Annotated in this window: 19 protein-coding genes; 3 read left to right on the top strand and 16 right to left on the bottom strand. The window is 53.0% G+C overall.

The genetic code is table 11. The features are described from left to right. Nucleotides 1-74 precede the first annotated feature (74 nt). The 13 genes from SD71_RS17800 to SD71_RS26035 all read right to left on the bottom strand — a co-directional run bounded on the left by SD71_RS17800 (nt 75) and on the right by SD71_RS26035 (nt 9,095). Nucleotides 75-254 carry a capping complex subunit for YIEGIA gene (locus SD71_RS17800; RefSeq protein WP_041066067.1) on the bottom strand — a complete coding sequence of 60 codons (180 nt, stop codon included), beginning with the start codon at nt 252-254 and terminating at the stop codon, nt 75-77. Next, entirely contained in the window at nt 247-1,164 is a 918-nt protein-coding gene (locus SD71_RS17805; RefSeq protein WP_407637558.1) for a YIEGIA family protein, read from the bottom strand. The genes SD71_RS17800 and SD71_RS17805 overlap by 8 nt, the downstream gene beginning before the upstream one ends. A 2-nt stretch (nt 1,165-1,166) precedes the next feature. Continuing rightward, the gene (locus tag SD71_RS17810) at nt 1,167-1,793 is read right to left on the bottom strand and encodes a hypothetical protein (RefSeq protein WP_041066074.1); all 627 of its coding nucleotides are present in this window, start codon (nt 1,791-1,793) and stop codon (nt 1,167-1,169) included. 132 nt (nt 1,794-1,925) lie between these two features. Continuing rightward, a complete protein-coding gene (rpsA, locus tag SD71_RS17815; protein WP_041066076.1) occupies nt 1,926-3,131 on the bottom strand; it encodes a 30S ribosomal protein S1 in 1,206 nt (401 codons plus the stop codon). Between the two features lie 142 nt (nt 3,132-3,273). After that, nucleotides 3,274-3,861 carry a lysophospholipid acyltransferase family protein gene (locus SD71_RS17820; RefSeq protein WP_041066078.1) on the bottom strand — a complete coding sequence of 196 codons (588 nt, stop codon included), beginning with the start codon at nt 3,859-3,861 and terminating at the stop codon, nt 3,274-3,276. 3 nt (nt 3,862-3,864) lie between these two features. Further along, nucleotides 3,865-4,569: a (d)CMP kinase gene (gene cmk / locus SD71_RS17825; RefSeq protein ID WP_041066080.1), complete on the bottom strand. Its 705-nt coding sequence runs from the start codon at nt 4,567-4,569 to the stop codon at nt 3,865-3,867. A gap of 130 nt (nt 4,570-4,699) precedes the next feature. Continuing rightward, entirely contained in the window at nt 4,700-4,906 is a 207-nt protein-coding gene (locus SD71_RS17830) for a hypothetical protein (RefSeq protein ID WP_041066082.1), read from the bottom strand. A 139-nt stretch (nt 4,907-5,045) separates the two neighbouring features. Then, a complete protein-coding gene (gene ypeB, locus SD71_RS17835) occupies nt 5,046-6,407 on the bottom strand; it encodes a germination protein YpeB (RefSeq protein ID WP_041066085.1) in 1,362 nt (453 codons plus the stop codon). A gap of 98 nt (nt 6,408-6,505) precedes the next feature. Beyond that, nucleotides 6,506-6,664, bottom strand: coding sequence for a hypothetical protein (locus SD71_RS24260; RefSeq protein ID WP_165418322.1), 159 nt, complete (start codon nt 6,662-6,664; stop codon nt 6,506-6,508). Between the two features lie 54 nt (nt 6,665-6,718). After that, a complete protein-coding gene (gene prsW / locus SD71_RS17840) occupies nt 6,719-7,414 on the bottom strand; it encodes a glutamic-type intramembrane protease PrsW (protein WP_041066088.1) in 696 nt (231 codons plus the stop codon). A 128-nt stretch (nt 7,415-7,542) separates the two neighbouring features. Then, complete coding sequence (locus SD71_RS17845; RefSeq protein ID WP_041066091.1) at nt 7,543-8,142, bottom strand: genetic competence negative regulator; 600 nt, start codon at nt 8,140-8,142, stop codon at nt 7,543-7,545. A gap of 194 nt (nt 8,143-8,336) precedes the next feature. Next, nucleotides 8,337-8,684 carry a hypothetical protein gene (locus SD71_RS17850; RefSeq protein ID WP_041066094.1) on the bottom strand — a complete coding sequence of 116 codons (348 nt, stop codon included), beginning with the start codon at nt 8,682-8,684 and terminating at the stop codon, nt 8,337-8,339. 132 nt (nt 8,685-8,816) lie between these two features. Beyond that, a complete protein-coding gene (locus SD71_RS26035; protein WP_326998776.1) occupies nt 8,817-9,095 on the bottom strand; it encodes a hypothetical protein in 279 nt (92 codons plus the stop codon). A gap of 19 nt (nt 9,096-9,114) precedes the next feature. On the opposite strand from SD71_RS26035, the gene SD71_RS17855 reads away from it, so the two are divergent. Continuing rightward, on the top strand, nt 9,115-9,741 hold the full coding sequence (locus SD71_RS17855) for a polysaccharide deacetylase family protein (RefSeq protein ID WP_326998777.1): 627 nt from the start codon (nt 9,115-9,117) through the stop codon (nt 9,739-9,741). Between the two features lie 68 nt (nt 9,742-9,809). Here the strand turns inward: SD71_RS17855 and SD71_RS17860 are convergent, their stop codons facing one another. Both SD71_RS17860 and SD71_RS17865 read right to left on the bottom strand, forming a co-directional pair. Continuing rightward, nucleotides 9,810-10,100 (bottom strand): hypothetical protein, encoded by a 291-nt coding sequence (locus SD71_RS17860; protein WP_041066099.1) that lies wholly within the window; start codon nt 10,098-10,100, stop codon nt 9,810-9,812. Further along, entirely contained in the window at nt 10,097-10,696 is a 600-nt protein-coding gene (locus SD71_RS17865) for a type II CAAX endopeptidase family protein (protein WP_041066102.1), read from the bottom strand. Before SD71_RS17865 ends, SD71_RS17860 begins: the two co-directional genes overlap by 4 nt. A 184-nt stretch (nt 10,697-10,880) precedes the next feature. Here SD71_RS17865 and SD71_RS17870 point away from each other — a divergent pair, with 184 nt between their 5' ends. Then, entirely contained in the window at nt 10,881-11,711 is an 831-nt protein-coding gene (locus SD71_RS17870) for a hypothetical protein (RefSeq protein ID WP_041066106.1), read from the top strand. A gap of 209 nt (nt 11,712-11,920) precedes the next feature. Then, nucleotides 11,921-13,513 (top strand): phosphoglycerate dehydrogenase, encoded by a 1,593-nt coding sequence (gene serA, locus SD71_RS17875; RefSeq protein ID WP_041066109.1) that lies wholly within the window; start codon nt 11,921-11,923, stop codon nt 13,511-13,513. A gap of 300 nt (nt 13,514-13,813) precedes the next feature. Here the strand turns inward: serA and SD71_RS17880 are convergent, their stop codons facing one another. Continuing rightward, a complete protein-coding gene (locus SD71_RS17880; protein ID WP_041066112.1) occupies nt 13,814-15,265 on the bottom strand; it encodes a sensor histidine kinase in 1,452 nt (483 codons plus the stop codon). Nucleotides 15,266-15,267 lie beyond the last annotated feature (2 nt).

Genomic DNA, 15,267 nt, shown 5'->3' on the forward strand with positions numbered 1-15,267 from the left:
CGGCTTTGCCGTCGCAATATCTGAATCACAGAAACGTTCGCAACTTTCATCATATCAAAAATCCCTTAGATTGGCTAATGCCGATCGACAATGATAAACAAATCCTCATGCACCTGATGCGCGCCGCAGTCCAGCACTTTCTCGAGCATGTGGGCCACTTTTTCAAGGTCCTCCCGGCTTTTTGCAAAAAAGATCGGCGCTCCGCCGGCAACGCCATTCCGATCCGTAGTGACAACGCCGACAATTTTAGCCATTGGGAGCCCCCTGCGAATGACGGTGGTTTGCTTCCGTCGGCATCCGCACAGCCGCTTCAAGTAACGGCACATTGCATACTGCGTGATAAGCGACGGACTTGTCCTTTTCCCGCGGGAGAACGAACAGACCCAGCTTTCCTGTCTTCAATCCAAGCTTGGCCAGCGGAAGCAGGAGCGGATCCCCTTCGTCCCGAAACACGCCAAGTCTTGTAGAAAGGTCATGCAGGATCGCTTGGCGCTGGCCCAAATTGGAAAGCGTCACTCTCGCATTGTCATTTTTGGGGTGCAAAATAAAGCCTAGCCCTTCCTCTTCGATGATTTTCCGATTTTCTTCCAACCCTACGTTCATAATATAGACGTCTCCGACAAACAGATTCGGCCCGTCCAGCTTCACCGGCGCCATCTCAATAATCGCAATGTGCTGAATGCTTTTCCCTCTCCTGAAAAAATGCACTAAGAGCAGCGACAGAAGTCCGGCGATAAGCCCCGCAATCCAGGATATCGTCATCGAAGCAAGGCTGGTCAGAAAAGCGGCGAAGATCGCCAAGTAATTGCGGCCTTCGAACACCACCGCAATCCCTTCAATGTATGCGGCTCCCCTGGGCACCAGCTCGTACTTATCGATCGCGTTCAGGGTGGTGCGCTCCATATTTCTGACTTCGCGGAATTGCTGGGCGGCGAGAGAAAGAAAAGTAATGGCCGTGTAATCCTTGTGATATAAGGCAGGGACGGCAACGGCCCCCAGAGCGCCCGCGATAAGCCCGAGAGCCAAGTGAACGATTTTGCCGTGGGGATAGGCCGGATATTGCCTATAATCGCTCCGGAGCATCATTAATCGTGCGATCAGTCCGAATGCTGTGCCGAAGATGACGCTTGCGTAATCCTCGTATTTATTCAGCCATTCTATAATGATCATCGCTGTTCCCCTCCTCTGAGACCCGCCTTCCAGCCTCGCTTGCGCGCTTGCGAAGCGAGAATCCGCACCGATACCGACCATAAACGCGCAAAAATGACCGCAATCCACCAGCCTTCCAGCCATTGGGAGGATTCACCCCAGATTAGCGGCTCCCAAGCGGATCGAGCGAATGTGCCGACGATCTCGCCAATGAACAGTGCGGTCGAAATCGTCATGATTTGTTCCGGCGCATTACGCAGAAATACGCCGGCAAGCCCGCCGATCAGAACAGCGCCGGCCCACGAAGGATAATAGGCAGCCATGCCTGATGGGAAATCCGCAACCCGGTTTAACAAGAGATGGACTGCGCCGAGAAGAACGCCTGCCGATACCGCCGCCCACCTTCTTGAAGAATCTAATCTGAAGGCCAATGCGGTCACAGCCGCAACAGTCCAGATCATCGCGCCGTTAATCGTGAGAGAAGGGGAAATATGCGGATTGAAGCGAACCGCAAACGGCCATCCCGCGAGGTAAATCGCGACCGCCCGCTCCGGAATGTCCTCTGCCGCCTCTTCCCGCCAGCCGCTCCACCATAGAATCGCCGTTGAGGTCCATAGGAACATGGCGCCAAATACGGGAGACATCCCTCCACCTCCTCGGTTTAGTATGACCCGGAAAGAAAGGAAACTACGGCCTTTGAAGCATTTCATGGAATACAAAAAAACCCGCCGTAATGGCGGGTCTTCGAAACATGAAATGACTTGAAAAAGCTCAGGTTACTTGAATTTGCTCAGCTTGTCGCCGAATTTCTCGCCCAGGTTAAAGCTCATGCTTTCAGGAGCGGGAATGTTGGATTCTTCCTTGCGTTCGCGAGGCGCGCGCTCCGGACGGGCAGGTGCTTCTTCCGTTTCCTTGATGGAAAGGGAGACGCGCTTCTCGCCAGGGTTGAAGTCAAGTACCTTGGCCTGAACTTCTTGTCCTTCCTTCAACACCTCATGCGGAGTCGCAATGTGCCGGTGAGCGATTTGCGAAATATGAACCAAGCCTTCGACACCGGGGGCAATTTCGACGAATGCGCCGAAGCTTACCAGACGTTTCACGACACCGGTGACGATATCACCTGGGTTGAACTGTCCGGAAGCGTTATCCCATGGACCCGGTTGGGCTGCTTTGATACTAAGCGAAATTTTGCCGAGCGATGGATCGACTTTAAGTACTTTTACTTTAACGCTTTGGCCTTCCGATACGACATCCGCCGGATGCGCGACGTGCTGCCAAGCCATCTCGGAAACGTGGACCAAGCCGTCGATGCCGCCGATATCGACGAATGCCCCGAATGGGGTCAGACGCTGAACAGTGCCTTCCAGCACTTGACCCGGCTGCAAAGAACCCATAATTTGCTGCTTCTGGGTTTCATATTCCGCATCGAGCACGTCTTTGGCGGACAGGATGACCTTGTTGTTCTCCCGGTCTAGTTCCTTGACTTTCACTTTTAATGAACGGCCTTTATAACTGCTGAAATCCTCTACGAAGTGGCGCTCAACCATAGACGCCGGGATAAAGCCGCGTACGCCTACATCAGCCACCAGTCCGCCTTTAACGACATCCGTTATCGTGACTTCGAATGCCTCGCCCTTCTCGAACTTCGCCTGCAACTCGTCCCAGGCGCGCGGGCTGTCCACTTGGCGCTTGGACAGAACGAGCGATTCTTTTTCGTCGTTGATGCTGACGATCTTTGCTTCTACTTCCTGGCCGACTTGAACGGCATCGGCGGCATTCTCCAAATTGACGGACGACAGCTCGCGAAGCGGAATCACGCCGTCGTATTTATATCCAAGGCTGACGAACGCTTGGTTATCTTCGATTTTTACGACCGTGCCTTTCACGGTATCCCCTTTTTTCAAGGTGACTACATTCTCCATCGTGTCTTGGCCGGCCGTATCGGCGGCTGCCGTTTCCTGGACATTGGTTTCTTCAGACATGTGAAATTACCTCCTCAGTTCTACCCCAACTTTATTTAAACCCGCGTCTTGCGGTGCTTAAATCTTCTTTACCCGAATAAATGAGAACCAAATAATGCCTATAGTATGAGGGATTATTGCCGTAATCATGCATAAAAGGCGATTACTGTGCGGGCCGGCCGGTTCTCAGCATCTCTGCGATCCGGGACATGATCAATTCCGTCGCTTGCTCCATACTTTCGGTCGTCCCTTGTTCCGCGAAAGGCGTCATATCAATGGGTGCCCCGTAAACGGCAATCATCTTGCGAAAAGGGCGATAGTCTCCGACCAAGGCTACCGGAACGACCATCGCCTTGGATCTGACAGCCATCGAGACGGCTCCTCTTTTGCCCATGCCGAGCGATTCGTTGCGGGTGCCTTCAGGAAAGATGCCCATCACGTGACCTTCCTGCAATAGGGAGATGGCCGTTCTAATCGCTTCTTTGCTGACTCCGCCGCGTTTGACCGGGAACGCGCCTATCGCTTTGATAAGCGGCCCGAGCAAAGGAACGGTAAACAATTCGGCCTTCGCCATATAATGAACCTTGCGGGGTACCCATGCCCCCATCGTGATGGGATCCAGCAAGCTTTTATGGTTGCTGCAAAGAATGACGGGACCGGTGTGCGGTATATTCGAAATACCCCGCGCCTCAAGCCTGTAAACGACCATAAACAAGATACGGGCTAACAGCCGGCAAAAACGATATATCATAATTTACTTCTCCTCCGCCGAAATGGTTCTCGCAATCGCAAGTGCCCAAGTGACGATTTGCCCGGCGACCTCGTCCGCCGATTTGCCGGTGGAGTCGAGCACACGAGCGTCGGGGGCGCAAAGGAGGGGAGCAATTTCCCGTTCTTGATCCAGCCGATCGCGTTCCGCGATTTCCTTTTCCAATTGTTCCAGCGAGATTCCCGGATCGGGTCCAAGCTCCAGAAACCGGCGTTTGGCGCGTTCTATCGAACTCGCCGTCAGGAAAACCTTCAACTCCGCATCGGGAAGCACATGGGTGCCGATATCACGGCCGTCCATGACCACACCCTTCTGCTTCGCCATGCGCCGCTGAAGATCGGCCATACGATGGCGGACGGCTTCGATCCGCGCAAAATGCGACACGTTACGATTCACATCTAACGAACGAAGCCGGGTGCTGACATCTTCTCCGTCAACAAGCACGCGCTGGCTGTCCGACCCGGGGAGAAGCTCGATATCGAGTTCGTTCGCCAGAGCGGCGACGCGTTCCTCGTCTTCATTAGACATTCCTTGTTCCAATGCCCTCAGCGTGACGGCCCGATACATCGCGCCAGTGTCCACATAAATATATTGAAGGGCTTGAGCCGCCAGTCTGGCAACCGTACTCTTGCCGGCACCGGCCGGTCCGTCAATGGCAATATTGATCCGTTCAGCTGATGGAAAATTCATGAAAGAACGACTGGCCTCCTACTTGCTGCAAACGAAGATGTCAGGAAGAAAAAATAGGCAGGCTATAGCCTGCTGTAATTGAGCAAATTATACCACACGAAAAAGCGAGATGCAAAAACGGGAGATGTCGTCACTTGGCCGGTCGAGGGTGATAGGGGACTCCTTCGGAGGCGTCCGTCGTGGTGACCCGCTCCCGCACGGAAGGAAATTGGAGGAGTCCTTGAGAGACCGTCAGCAGCACTGCTAGAATGATGATCCATCTCACAAGAAGCCGTTCGAGACGATCCGACCAAGTGACGAAATCCATTTGTTTGGTTTTGTCAAACCTATTTCGCATCTGATTGTATGTACTCCTCTCCTGCCATGCGGAGGTAATTTGATATAGGCAAAAGCTGCTGGAATGGAAATGGCTTCGCCCTGCATGGAGCCGGCAAGCCGGCTGTCACATGAGGGCGAAGCGCTTGAGGATAGACTTCTTATCGGTAAATCGGGCTTGCAGACTCGGGAATGTCTTCGACCATTTCTTCGATTCCCGTGCTGGCGTTCATATAAATCCGGTATCGATGTCCGTTGATCCGTCCGACGAACTCATGGCACAGCACCGGCTGACGCATGTCGTTCTCAATAACGGCAAGCGCATAGTCCTGCACTTTGAAATCCGGGTTCAATCCTTTCTGAACCTGCTCCTTCTTCATCTGAGGCCGGCCGGCGGCCGATGCTGCCGATTTGGGACCGAAGACGTGATCCTGAGCTTGAAGTCCGACGACTTCGCCGTTATCCAGCGCGACTCGAACGGTCACTTTGTCCGGATATATACGTACGCCGTCCTTGCTGCCGGTGAAAGTGAATACCGCAACATGATCATACTGGTCATATGTCACGGGAGTCATTTCTTTATAGTCGTGACGGACAAGAAATTGCGATGCCTTGTTCCTCGCGGTATCGAAATTGATGTTGGCGGATGCCACACTGCGGGGATTCATGTACCAAAGAAGATGTCCCCCTTTACGGGTATAATCCATCTGGACATTCGAGCTGCCGCCGTTGACCGTTACGGAGTACGCGGGAAGATCGGTTTTTTTACCGCTCTCCGTCACTTTAACTCCGGTGCCTGCGCCTTCCCGGCGGCCGAGGAAAGCGAGTGCCCGGGCTTTGATTTCCTGAGGCGTCATGTCCCGTCCCGTTAAACCGTCGGCGGACAGCTTGCGATCCGTCGACATCGCCGACGGGCTCCACTCGTTCTCGGGATACGAGCCGAGCTGCTTGTCGACGGTGCGGAAGCCGTCGATGATCGTATTGTCATGCGGTGTGTTTTCCGTCGCCATGGCCACCTCGACATCCATCCACCTCAGCCGATTATTAATGACCGCATCCTGGATCTGTCCGAGCTGCTTGGTCACGGTATCGGAAGTCGCATATAAAGACTTCATCGTTTTCATTTCTTCAGGCGACAACGGTTGTTTGGCGAGATCGCGTATTGACGCCCGGTAAGCGAAATTGGATGCCCTTGACAGGAATTGCTCCGCTTTATTGAAAGGCAGTAGCGCGAGCGGCAGCTGATTCACTTCATTCTGGGCCTGGCTTGTTAGCCTCCATACGTTGGCCAGTCCTTTTCTGTGCATTCCTTGCGAATCCGAGGATACGGCGAGTGTCTGCCCAAGCTCGTCATGCAGTCGGTTCATATGATGGGTCAAATCGTGAAATGCGCGCTGATACTGGTTTTCCGCTTTGATGAGCACTGAGTTTTTATCCTGATGCTCCTGGTACCCCCAGAATATGGCGCCGAGGAACAAGATCGCGGTTACCGGAAACAAAATCGCACTTATGCGAGCATACATAAAAAGCCGTCCCCTTTCATTCCAAAACTCGGTATGCCCTTAGTTTGGGAAGAAGGTTCCGGCTTTATTCGCACTCGCGAGGAAACTGTGCAATACGGCTACGCCTCATTTTCCTCTACGTCGAAGTCGTCCAGGTTGCTGCATAAACATTGCTTGAATCCGGTGTCAATTCGTCCCCGTTCCTTACGGCCGCGAAGCACGAACTTTTCGTTGCACCGCCTGCATCGAATAGTAACCTTCACTCGCTGAGCCGACATAACGCTCCCCCAGTATGCGATGAATTGTATTTCATCACAGTATGGACGGAATCGTCATGATTTAATCTCTTCCTCCCGTTTCAGCAGGCGGAAAGGCGAACCGGCGTTCGCGCGATTAACTTTGAGAATGCCGCTGAACCAAAGCAGGCACATAAAAGGAACCACGAGCCAGATCCAGCTGGAAGGCACGCTCAGCATCATGAAATCGTATACGCCATGCCAGAAAATCGGCAGCAGAAGCGCAAGCCATAGGTGCAGCTTGATCTTGCGGCCGGCAGAAAATTTGGCGCGGCCTAAAGAATAGCCCATGAAGACGCCGAACAGCGCGTGCCCGGAAACCGGGAGCAGCGCCCGCATCATTAACGTCCCGAAATCCGCAGGCTGCAGAAACGTATACATGACGTTCTCCAACGTTGCAAACCCGAGCGATACGGCAACGGCGTACACAATTCCATCATAAGGCTCATCAAATTCCGTGTGATTGTATATGATGTGGTACAGAACGAACCACTTGAAAAACTCTTCGACGCCGGCGGAGATCACGAAGGAGAACGCGAACGGCGAATCTCCCCACAGGAGTGTCAGTCCCCGCTGCACGATCATGATCGGCAATACGATCAGAACGCCTGTCAGGAACATCCTCAAAACCATGGGAAGGGGCTCACTGTCGTACCGGTCTTTCCAGTAGAAATAAGCCAATAAAGCGATGCCGGGCGCTATCGCAGCCGCCAAAACCGACACGAGCAGCATCAGGTGTTCCCCTCCTTTCCTTGCTCCATTATAACAGTAATAAGGGTACTTATGACTGCCCATAAAAAAAGAACATTTTGCGAAATAAACGCTAACGCAAAATGTCCCATTGTCTTGTCCGATGCCGATTAATCCGCGAAATGATCTGCCAGCACCTTAACTGCGTCGGCCGCAATAATCAAATCTCCGTATTCCTCGAGCACTGCCGGGGTGACCGAAGTCGCTTCCCCATACTCAGCCAAAACAGCGATTAAAGCATGGTAGCCGGAGCTTTCCAGACCAGCCGGGTCGAAGCATAGAATCCATTGGTTCTGATAACGGTACATTCGGCCCTCTTCGGTCAGATGACCGGCCAACGTCTTGGCTGCGCCGATGGCGTCTTCGATGTCCCGGAATCGATATATAATGGCTTCGCTTTGTTCAAGCGTAACTTCCATCTCGTAAACTTCTTCTTCGTCCTCAGCGGTGTTGTCCGCATCCCGTTCAAGCTTGCCCCGCGTAACGATGACCACCATACCTTGAGCCGGCATCGCAAACACTTCGACGGCTAACGGGCCCGACGCGTCGAAGCCCAGCTCACTGTACGCTTGATCCATCATCTCGCTGAACAGCTCGTGAACCTTGGGAATCTCCCGCCACATGTCTTCTTTCTGGATCCCGCGTTCCGTTAAGTCATCGAACGTGAGGAATATCCGAATTTTGTCTTGGCTAAGCCGCTCCATCCTCATGTCAGGATCCTCCTTCTGTGGGTGATAACAGCTTATGATCACGCATATAATGCGTGAATGAATGTTTCTTGTCAACATGTTATCATTTTCGGAGCCGAAATGCACTAGGGAAAACGACCGCACAACGAAAAAACGGCGATCGTGCCTCCGATGAAGGAGCCTCGATCGCCGTCTTTTAATAATAACGGTTTTTATCAGATTTGATGCCGCTGCTCGCCGTTCTGTTCCAAGATGCTGTTCACTTCGTGCGCCACGCTTGGATCCTTTGAAGCGAGTTTTTTTACATCCTCCAAGTCCTCGGTATGAGAAGGGGAACGTGAGGACTTGCTTTTGTTCCGGCCATTGTTGGACGAATTTGCGGAGCCGCCGGTGAACTTCATGTTTAAAGCTTTTTCGATGACATTGTCAGTCATCCCACCGATGCCTTTGGACATATTCTGGCCGACACCGGAAGTGATCGCCGACATCCTGTTATTGCGCTGAAGCAGCATCACTACTGCCGCGCCTGCCAAACCGCCCCATACGAAAGTCCCGAGTTTCATCTTGCCACCTCCTTGCCAGGCTGTTTATTGCTGTTTAAAGGTATCCTGCATGCTTATTTTTGACCCTTGAAGCAAAGGTCATGCCCCATCAAATTAAGGAAGTCCGGCGCATGTCGAAAAAAAGGAGATATGTTACAATTGCGCTGATCGTACGAATAATGGAGGGAATATCATCATGAATCGCTTGTGCACCGCCGCTGCTGCCGCTGTGTTGGCCTTAAACCTCACAGCCTGCGGCAATTCCGCAACACCGGGAAGCGCATCTTCTTCCACACCGGAGCATTCCGCGTCGCCGCCTTCATCAGAAGCTGCTTCTTCTACACCGTCCGCGCCTGTGTCATCTTCCCCGCCGGCAAGCGCTCCGACGGAAACGACTCCGGCCTTATCGCCGGAACCCGCTGCTGCGGCCAAGTCCTACCGCATGAACAAAGTGTACCGCATAGTCCCGATCGACAAGGCTAAGAACGCGAGCAAAGTCGTTCTGCTGACGTTCGACGACGGCCCGAAGGATAAGCTCACCTTGACCCTCCTCCTGGACACGCTTGATAAACATAATGCGAAAGCGATTTTTTTCGTAAACGGGTACCGTGTCAAAGCACATCCGGAACTGCTGAAAGAAATTGATAATCGCAAACAAGTGATTGGCAATCACTCTTGGGACCATATAAACCTGAAAAAGGAAAAACCCGCTAAGATTAAACAACAGCTGGAGTCCGTACAAACGATTGTTAAAGAGGTTACCGGCAAAACACCTGTATTTTTCCGTCCTCCGTTCGGTTCGGCCAATGCTTCCGTTCATCAGATCGCGAAGGATAACAGCATGCTGTTCATGACTTGGTCCAACGGATCACTCGATTGGGACTTGGGCAGAAAAGTGAAGGATTCCGACAAACCTAAAGCGGTAATTAAAAATGTGATGGAGCAGCTTCATGACGGCAGCAACATACTGATGCACGAGCTGCCATGGACGGCTGCGGCAATGGATGAACTTCTTACCGCGTTAGAGAACAAAGGGTACTCATTCGTTGATCCGAACAGCATCGATCTTGAGCTGTAATTCCAGTCAGTCATCATTCACAAGAAAAACGCCCGCTGCCGCGGGCGTTTGCATTTTTATAGAACGATTCAGCTGTAATGTTTATACCCCCACCAGATAAGACTGGCTGCCAAACCCGCAAACAGCAGGACGAGCAGAAGGTAGAACCATCGGGACAGCTGTCCGCCTTTACTGGGATGGACCACGGCTCTAGGCGGCATGCCCGTTTCGGGAATACCTGAAGTCGCCGCCGCTTCAGCGATCGCCGCCTCGAGCTCCTCCAACGTGCCAGCCGGCTGCACTTGCTTGGAATCCGAGAGCGCATGCCGCTTTGCCTCGACATATCGCGTCCAAGCCGATGAATTGTTGCTTTCCTTCATTCCTTGTCCCTCCGAAAACGAATAATGCATCCCATCACCAAATCGACGAGAAAATGAGCCAAGACCGGTGCCCAAATTGTGCCGGTGTGAACCATGATCCAACCCAATGCATAGCTGATGGAGAATACAAGGCCCGTCGGAATCCAGTGACGCAAATATCGGATATGTATCGCTGCGAATATGATACTCGTCCAGTACGGCCCGATGGCAAACTGAACGGCTCCCCGAAATAAGATCTCCTCGCAAATGCTAACGACCAAAGCGATCAACACAATATGCCACAGAGGCCGTGCCCGAAACAGTCTTTCATTAATGCCGCCGTCATCCGCGGCTTCCTCCGGCACCCATCGCGAGATCGCCAGATCCACCAAGATGACGAGCACCGCCAAGCCCGCTCCCCATAAAGCAAAATTACCGCCATCGTCAGGCAGAGCGAATAATGCAAACGGATTTCTGCCCTGCAAAAAAATCCATACTACGCCGATAACTAAAGTAAGAAACTGTGTCAGATACAAATTGGCCAGCAGCATCCGGTCGTTCAGATCATTCACATTAACCTGGCGTATTTTCAGCTTGCGGATGTCGAATTTTCTCATGTGTCCTCTGTTTCTGTGAAATTTTGCATGTTCAACCCTGGAGATTTTTTCTATACTAGGACTACCAATATCGACCGTCTAAAGGAGCACCCCATGGAAAAGCGTACAAACCGGTCCAACCTCGTATTTTCCCTAACCTTTCTGCTAATGCTCATTATCGCGATCGGGGCTTTTTTTTTACGGCGTGAAAGTCGGTTCGCAAAGAGTCGAAGCGCAGTATGCAGCCAAGGAACCGGCTGAGGCTGAACCCTCGCCCCCTGCCAACGCCTATCAACAGCAAGATCTTGTCGCCTTCTATCATACCGTATTTTTGCCTTATCGTGAATTTCAGAACGACTGGTTTGCCGCTCTGAACGACTGGCTGGCGGACCCGGCGGCGGATCGCTCGGCTTCCATGAAGGAATTGTCCAAATCCGCGGAGCAAAAGTATACTGCCATCAAGCGCGTTCAGGTTCCGCAAATATCACCTCTTTTGAAGGATGCCCAAAACAGCTATTTGAAAAGTTTGAAGCTGTTCAAGGAAAGCTTCGACAAAGGGGCAGCGCAAGCTAATCAGGGTCCTGCCGCCATCACGATGGACAAGCTGAACGCCGATGCTTATTTCAAAGAAGCCCGCAGTCAGTCGCTCGCCGCGCAAAAGAATTATTACGACGCCATGCTGAAATGGGCTGCCAGCGTGAATCTGGACATCGACGGGGAATTTAAAGCTGCGAATGATTTGGAAGTTACAAAGTGGAAAAGCCTGCCCCTCATTATTAAACTCAAAGTAACGGCCGATTATTTAGCTGACCACACGCTGCACACTCCCTATCTGCCGCATGATCTTACTGCCCGGGTCGACCAGTTCATCAGCTCCGGCCAGTCGGCTAAGAAGAAGCTCAAAACCTTCGACGCAATCGCAGAGCTCATGACCAGCACGGAAGCGGTGCGAAACGGCGATTTTCTGGAAATGAAGGCGCGATTCTATGGCGATCAGCAATTGCCCCAGCTGCCGTTTTTCTTTCCGGATAAATAATATACGCATAATGACGGCTTTTGTCTCATTTTAACCATTGCATTCCGGCACCCACTTGCTTTAAAATAATAAAGTCTATTGGAACCAGAATCATGCCTTGTGGGAATACAAGTGACCTTGCGGAGTCACCCTTGGCGCACCGATCGTCCGCGTATTGCGGAGCCGGGCGGCGTCCGAGGGTGTTTTCTATATTCAGAAGGAGGGTTTGCATGTTTAAAGTACTTGTATCGGACCCGATCAGCGATCTGGGAATATCGCTGCTTGCAGAAGCGTCCGACATCGCGATTGATAAAAAAACCGGCTTAAGCGAGGACGAGCTTGCAGACATTATCGGTGAATATGACGCACTTCTTGTCCGCAGTCAGACCAGAGTCACAGATCGCATTATGACTGCAGGCAAGCAGTTGAAAGTAATCGGCCGCGCGGGGGTCGGCGTCGACAATATCGACTTGGATTCCGCAACCAAACGAGGCATTATCGTCATCAATGCGCCGGACGGAAACACGATTACGACATGCGAACATACCTTTGCGATGATGATGGCGCTCGCCCGCCATATCCCGCAAGCCTATATGAAGACGGTCGGCGGCGTGTGGGACCGCAAATCCTTCGTCGGCGTCGAGCTTCGCAACAAAGTGCTCGGCGTGCTCGGCATGGGCCGTATCGGCAGCGAAGTCGCGGCGCGCGCAAAAGCGTTCGGCATGACGGTGTACGGCTATGACCCATTCCTGACCGAAGAGCGTGCCGAGAAGCTTGGAGTTCGTCTCGCATCAGTGGATGACATCATCCGGGACGCCGACTTCATTACCGTCCATACCCCTCTTACACCTGAGACTCGCCACATGATCGGCAGAGAGCAATTTTCCCGTATAAAACAAGGCGTTCGGATCGTCAACTGCGCCCGCGGCGGCATCATTGACGAAGAAGCCCTCGTTGAAGCCATCGACTCAGGCAGAGTCGCAGGCGCGGCGTTCGACGTATTCGAGGAAGAGCCGCCTGCGGCAGACCATCCTTTCCTCACTCATCCGAAAATTATCGTCACGCCTCATCTCGGCGCGTCCACTGTAGAAGCGCAGGAGAACGTGGCAATAGACGTCTCGGAGCAGCTGCTGCACATCCTTCGCGGCGAGGCGTTCAAAAACGCCGTCAATATGCCTCCGGTGGCTGCTGACGTGCTATCCAAGCTGGAGCCGTACTTCGCGCTCGGCAAAACACTGGGCAGCTTCGCCGCTCAAATCGCGGAAGGGCCTGTTAAGGAAATCGCCGTTACCTATTCCGGGGATTTGGCCAACGTTGACACGCAGCCGCTCACCCGTTACGTCGTTGAAGGCGTGCTGTCCCACCATCTCGGGTCGGATCACGTGAATGTCGTAAACGCGATGCATCTGGCCAAAAGCCGAGAGGTAAAAATAGTTGAAACGAAGACGCAATCGACGAAAGGCTTCACCAACCACGTGAGCATTACATTGCGCACGGACAAGGAAGAACGCTATGCGGCAGGAACTTTGTTGAACGGCTTCGGTCCGCGCATTACACAAGTGGATAAATTCCCGGTCGATGTTGAGCCGCATGGTCATCTCCTCCTCATCTCCCATCATGACAAACCGGGTATCATCGGCCGTATCGGTACGCTGCTCGGCAATAATGACGTCAACATTGCGACGATGCAGGTCGGCCGTAAAGTGGTCGGCGGCGCGGCCATCATGGTTCTCGGAGTCGACAAGGGCGTGCCGAAAGATCTGCTCCGCGACATCATTGCGCTGCCGGATCTCAACAACGCCAAAGTCATTCATTTGAATTAAAAAAAGGATGGCCTTCAGCGTCTTCGTCTGGAGGCCATCCTTTTTTTGTGAGCTGTAAGCCGATATTCTCGGCTTATAGCTTATTTGCTTGCGGGATTTCTCCTGCAAGCCGATATTTTCGGTTTGCAGCGCGCTTTGATCGCGGGATGTCTCCTTCAAGACGAGATTCTCTGCTTACAACTTACTTTGCTCGCATAATTATCGTTGTAAGGCCGGTCACCGGCCTTACATGCCTGCTCGCGTGCCAACTTCCCACCTGTAAGGCCGATCACCCACCTTACACAGCCGCGCGCGTCCCAACTAAGCGCGGCTTTTACTAATCCGTCGGCGATTCGCAGCGACCGGGAGTGTAATGGTAAATGTCGTGCCTTTACCCGGTGTGCTCCGGGCCTCGATCTGACCGCCGTGAGCGACGATCAAATTCTTGGCGATAGCCAAGCCGAGACCCGTGCCGCCCGTGATGTCGCGTTTGCGCGCTTTATCCGCTTTGTAGAATCGTTCGAATATATATGGCAAATCTTCCGCGGGAATGCCTTGTCCTTCATCCCTCACCGAAAGTTCCAGCAGACCGTTCTTGGTGCCTTCCAGCCTTCTCGCACCCAGCTCGATTCCCGCGCCGGACGCCGTATGACGCAAGGCGTTGTCCATCAGATTGGTCAATACCTGTTCCAAGCGGTCGGCATCTGCAGCTTCGAGCACGAGAGCCGGATCCTCTTCCGTCCTGGTAAGGACGATGCCTCGTTCCTTGGCCAACGCCGCGAACTTCCGGTAAACCCGGCCCATTAACGCGTTTACGTCAACCGTCTGGAACGTCATGTCGAGATGGCCGGCTTCCATCCGGGCCAGGTCGAGTAAATCCTTCACCAGCCGGCCCATTCGCAGCGATTCGTCGTGTATGACCTGCACCAGCTCATGCCGTTCCTCGGGAGTCGCGGCAATGTCGTCCAGAAGCGCCTCGCTGTAACCTTGAACCATCGACAAAGGTGTGCGGATCTCGTGCGAGACGTTCGCTACGAAATCCTTGCGCATTTTATCGACCCGGAACTCCTCGGTGACATCCCGCAGCACAGCAACAGCTCCGCGCACGGAATCGGTTGATGCCAGCGGCGTCATGACCACCGACCAAACCCCGCTTTTCACGTGAATCTTCGCCGTTAACTCTTTGCCGCTCATAATCACGTTGCGGAATGTTTCACGGAGAGGACCAGGCACCTGGCCGTCCTTCGGGCTGACGTCTTCGTCCGTCCAATCGACGGTATTCCAATCATCCAGTAAATATTGCCCCTGAGGATTGGCGAGAAACACGGCCCCCTCCGCATCAAACGAGACAACGGCATCCGTCATGCTTCGAAGAACGCTGCTTGAGTGGTCCCGCTCATGCTGCAGCGCGCGAATCAGCGTATTCAGCTCCGAGGCCATCTGGTTAAACGTATTGGCCAGCTCGCCGATTTCATCCGATGAACGGATGGTTACCCGAGTAGAATATTCGCCCTGCGCAACGCGATCCGCAGCTTCTCTCATTTCGCGCAAGGGCTGTGTGATCTTCGTGAACAGGAAGAATGCAAATACTGTAGTCAGTAAAAAGCCGATAGCCCCCGTGTATATAAACAGATGCTTTACTCTCACGGGGTCCGCGAACGTAACTCCATCGATATATTGAAGCAGGAAAATGCCCAGCGTCGAGATCACGACCGCAACCAGCACAATGATTGTCAGCCACAGCTTGCCGACGACCGTTCTCCATATCGCCATCG

The sequence above is a fragment of the Cohnella kolymensis genome, assembly GCF_000829465.1.
In the GTDB taxonomy this organism is placed as follows: Bacteria; Bacillota; Bacilli; order Paenibacillales; family Paenibacillaceae; genus Cohnella; species Cohnella kolymensis.

What these genes read in the sequence shown, in the direction of transcription:
- SD71_RS17800 (WP_041066067.1), bottom strand. Translation starts at nt 254, where the DNA reads ATGGCTAAAATTGTCGGCGTTGTCACTACGGATCGGAATGGCGTTGCC.
- SD71_RS17810 (WP_041066074.1), bottom strand. Translation starts at nt 1,793, where the DNA reads ATGTCTCCCGTATTTGGCGCCATGTTCCTATGGACCTCAACGGCGATT.
- rpsA (WP_041066076.1), bottom strand. Translation starts at nt 3,131, where the DNA reads ATGTCTGAAGAAACCAATGTCCAGGAAACGGCAGCCGCCGATACGGCC.
- SD71_RS17820 (WP_041066078.1), bottom strand. Translation starts at nt 3,861, where the DNA reads ATGATATATCGTTTTTGCCGGCTGTTAGCCCGTATCTTGTTTATGGTC.
- cmk (WP_041066080.1), bottom strand. Translation starts at nt 4,569, where the DNA reads ATGAATTTTCCATCAGCTGAACGGATCAATATTGCCATTGACGGACCG.
- SD71_RS17830 (WP_041066082.1), bottom strand. Translation starts at nt 4,906, where the DNA reads ATGCGAAATAGGTTTGACAAAACCAAACAAATGGATTTCGTCACTTGG.
- ypeB (WP_041066085.1), bottom strand. Translation starts at nt 6,407, where the DNA reads ATGTATGCTCGCATAAGTGCGATTTTGTTTCCGGTAACCGCGATCTTG.
- SD71_RS24260 (WP_165418322.1), bottom strand. Translation starts at nt 6,664, where the DNA reads ATGTCGGCTCAGCGAGTGAAGGTTACTATTCGATGCAGGCGGTGCAAC.
- prsW (WP_041066088.1), bottom strand. Translation starts at nt 7,414, where the DNA reads ATGCTGCTCGTGTCGGTTTTGGCGGCTGCGATAGCGCCCGGCATCGCT.
- SD71_RS17845 (WP_041066091.1), bottom strand. Translation starts at nt 8,142, where the DNA reads ATGAGGATGGAGCGGCTTAGCCAAGACAAAATTCGGATATTCCTCACG.
- SD71_RS17850 (WP_041066094.1), bottom strand. Translation starts at nt 8,684, where the DNA reads ATGAAACTCGGGACTTTCGTATGGGGCGGTTTGGCAGGCGCGGCAGTA.
- SD71_RS17860 (WP_041066099.1), bottom strand. Translation starts at nt 10,100, where the DNA reads ATGAAGGAAAGCAACAATTCATCGGCTTGGACGCGATATGTCGAGGCA.
- SD71_RS17865 (WP_041066102.1), bottom strand. Translation starts at nt 10,696, where the DNA reads ATGAGAAAATTCGACATCCGCAAGCTGAAAATACGCCAGGTTAATGTG.
- serA (WP_041066109.1), top strand. Translation starts at nt 11,921, where the DNA reads ATGTTTAAAGTACTTGTATCGGACCCGATCAGCGATCTGGGAATATCG.
- SD71_RS17880 (WP_041066112.1), bottom strand. Translation starts at nt 15,265, where the DNA reads ATGGCGATATGGAGAACGGTCGTCGGCAAGCTGTGGCTGACAATCATT.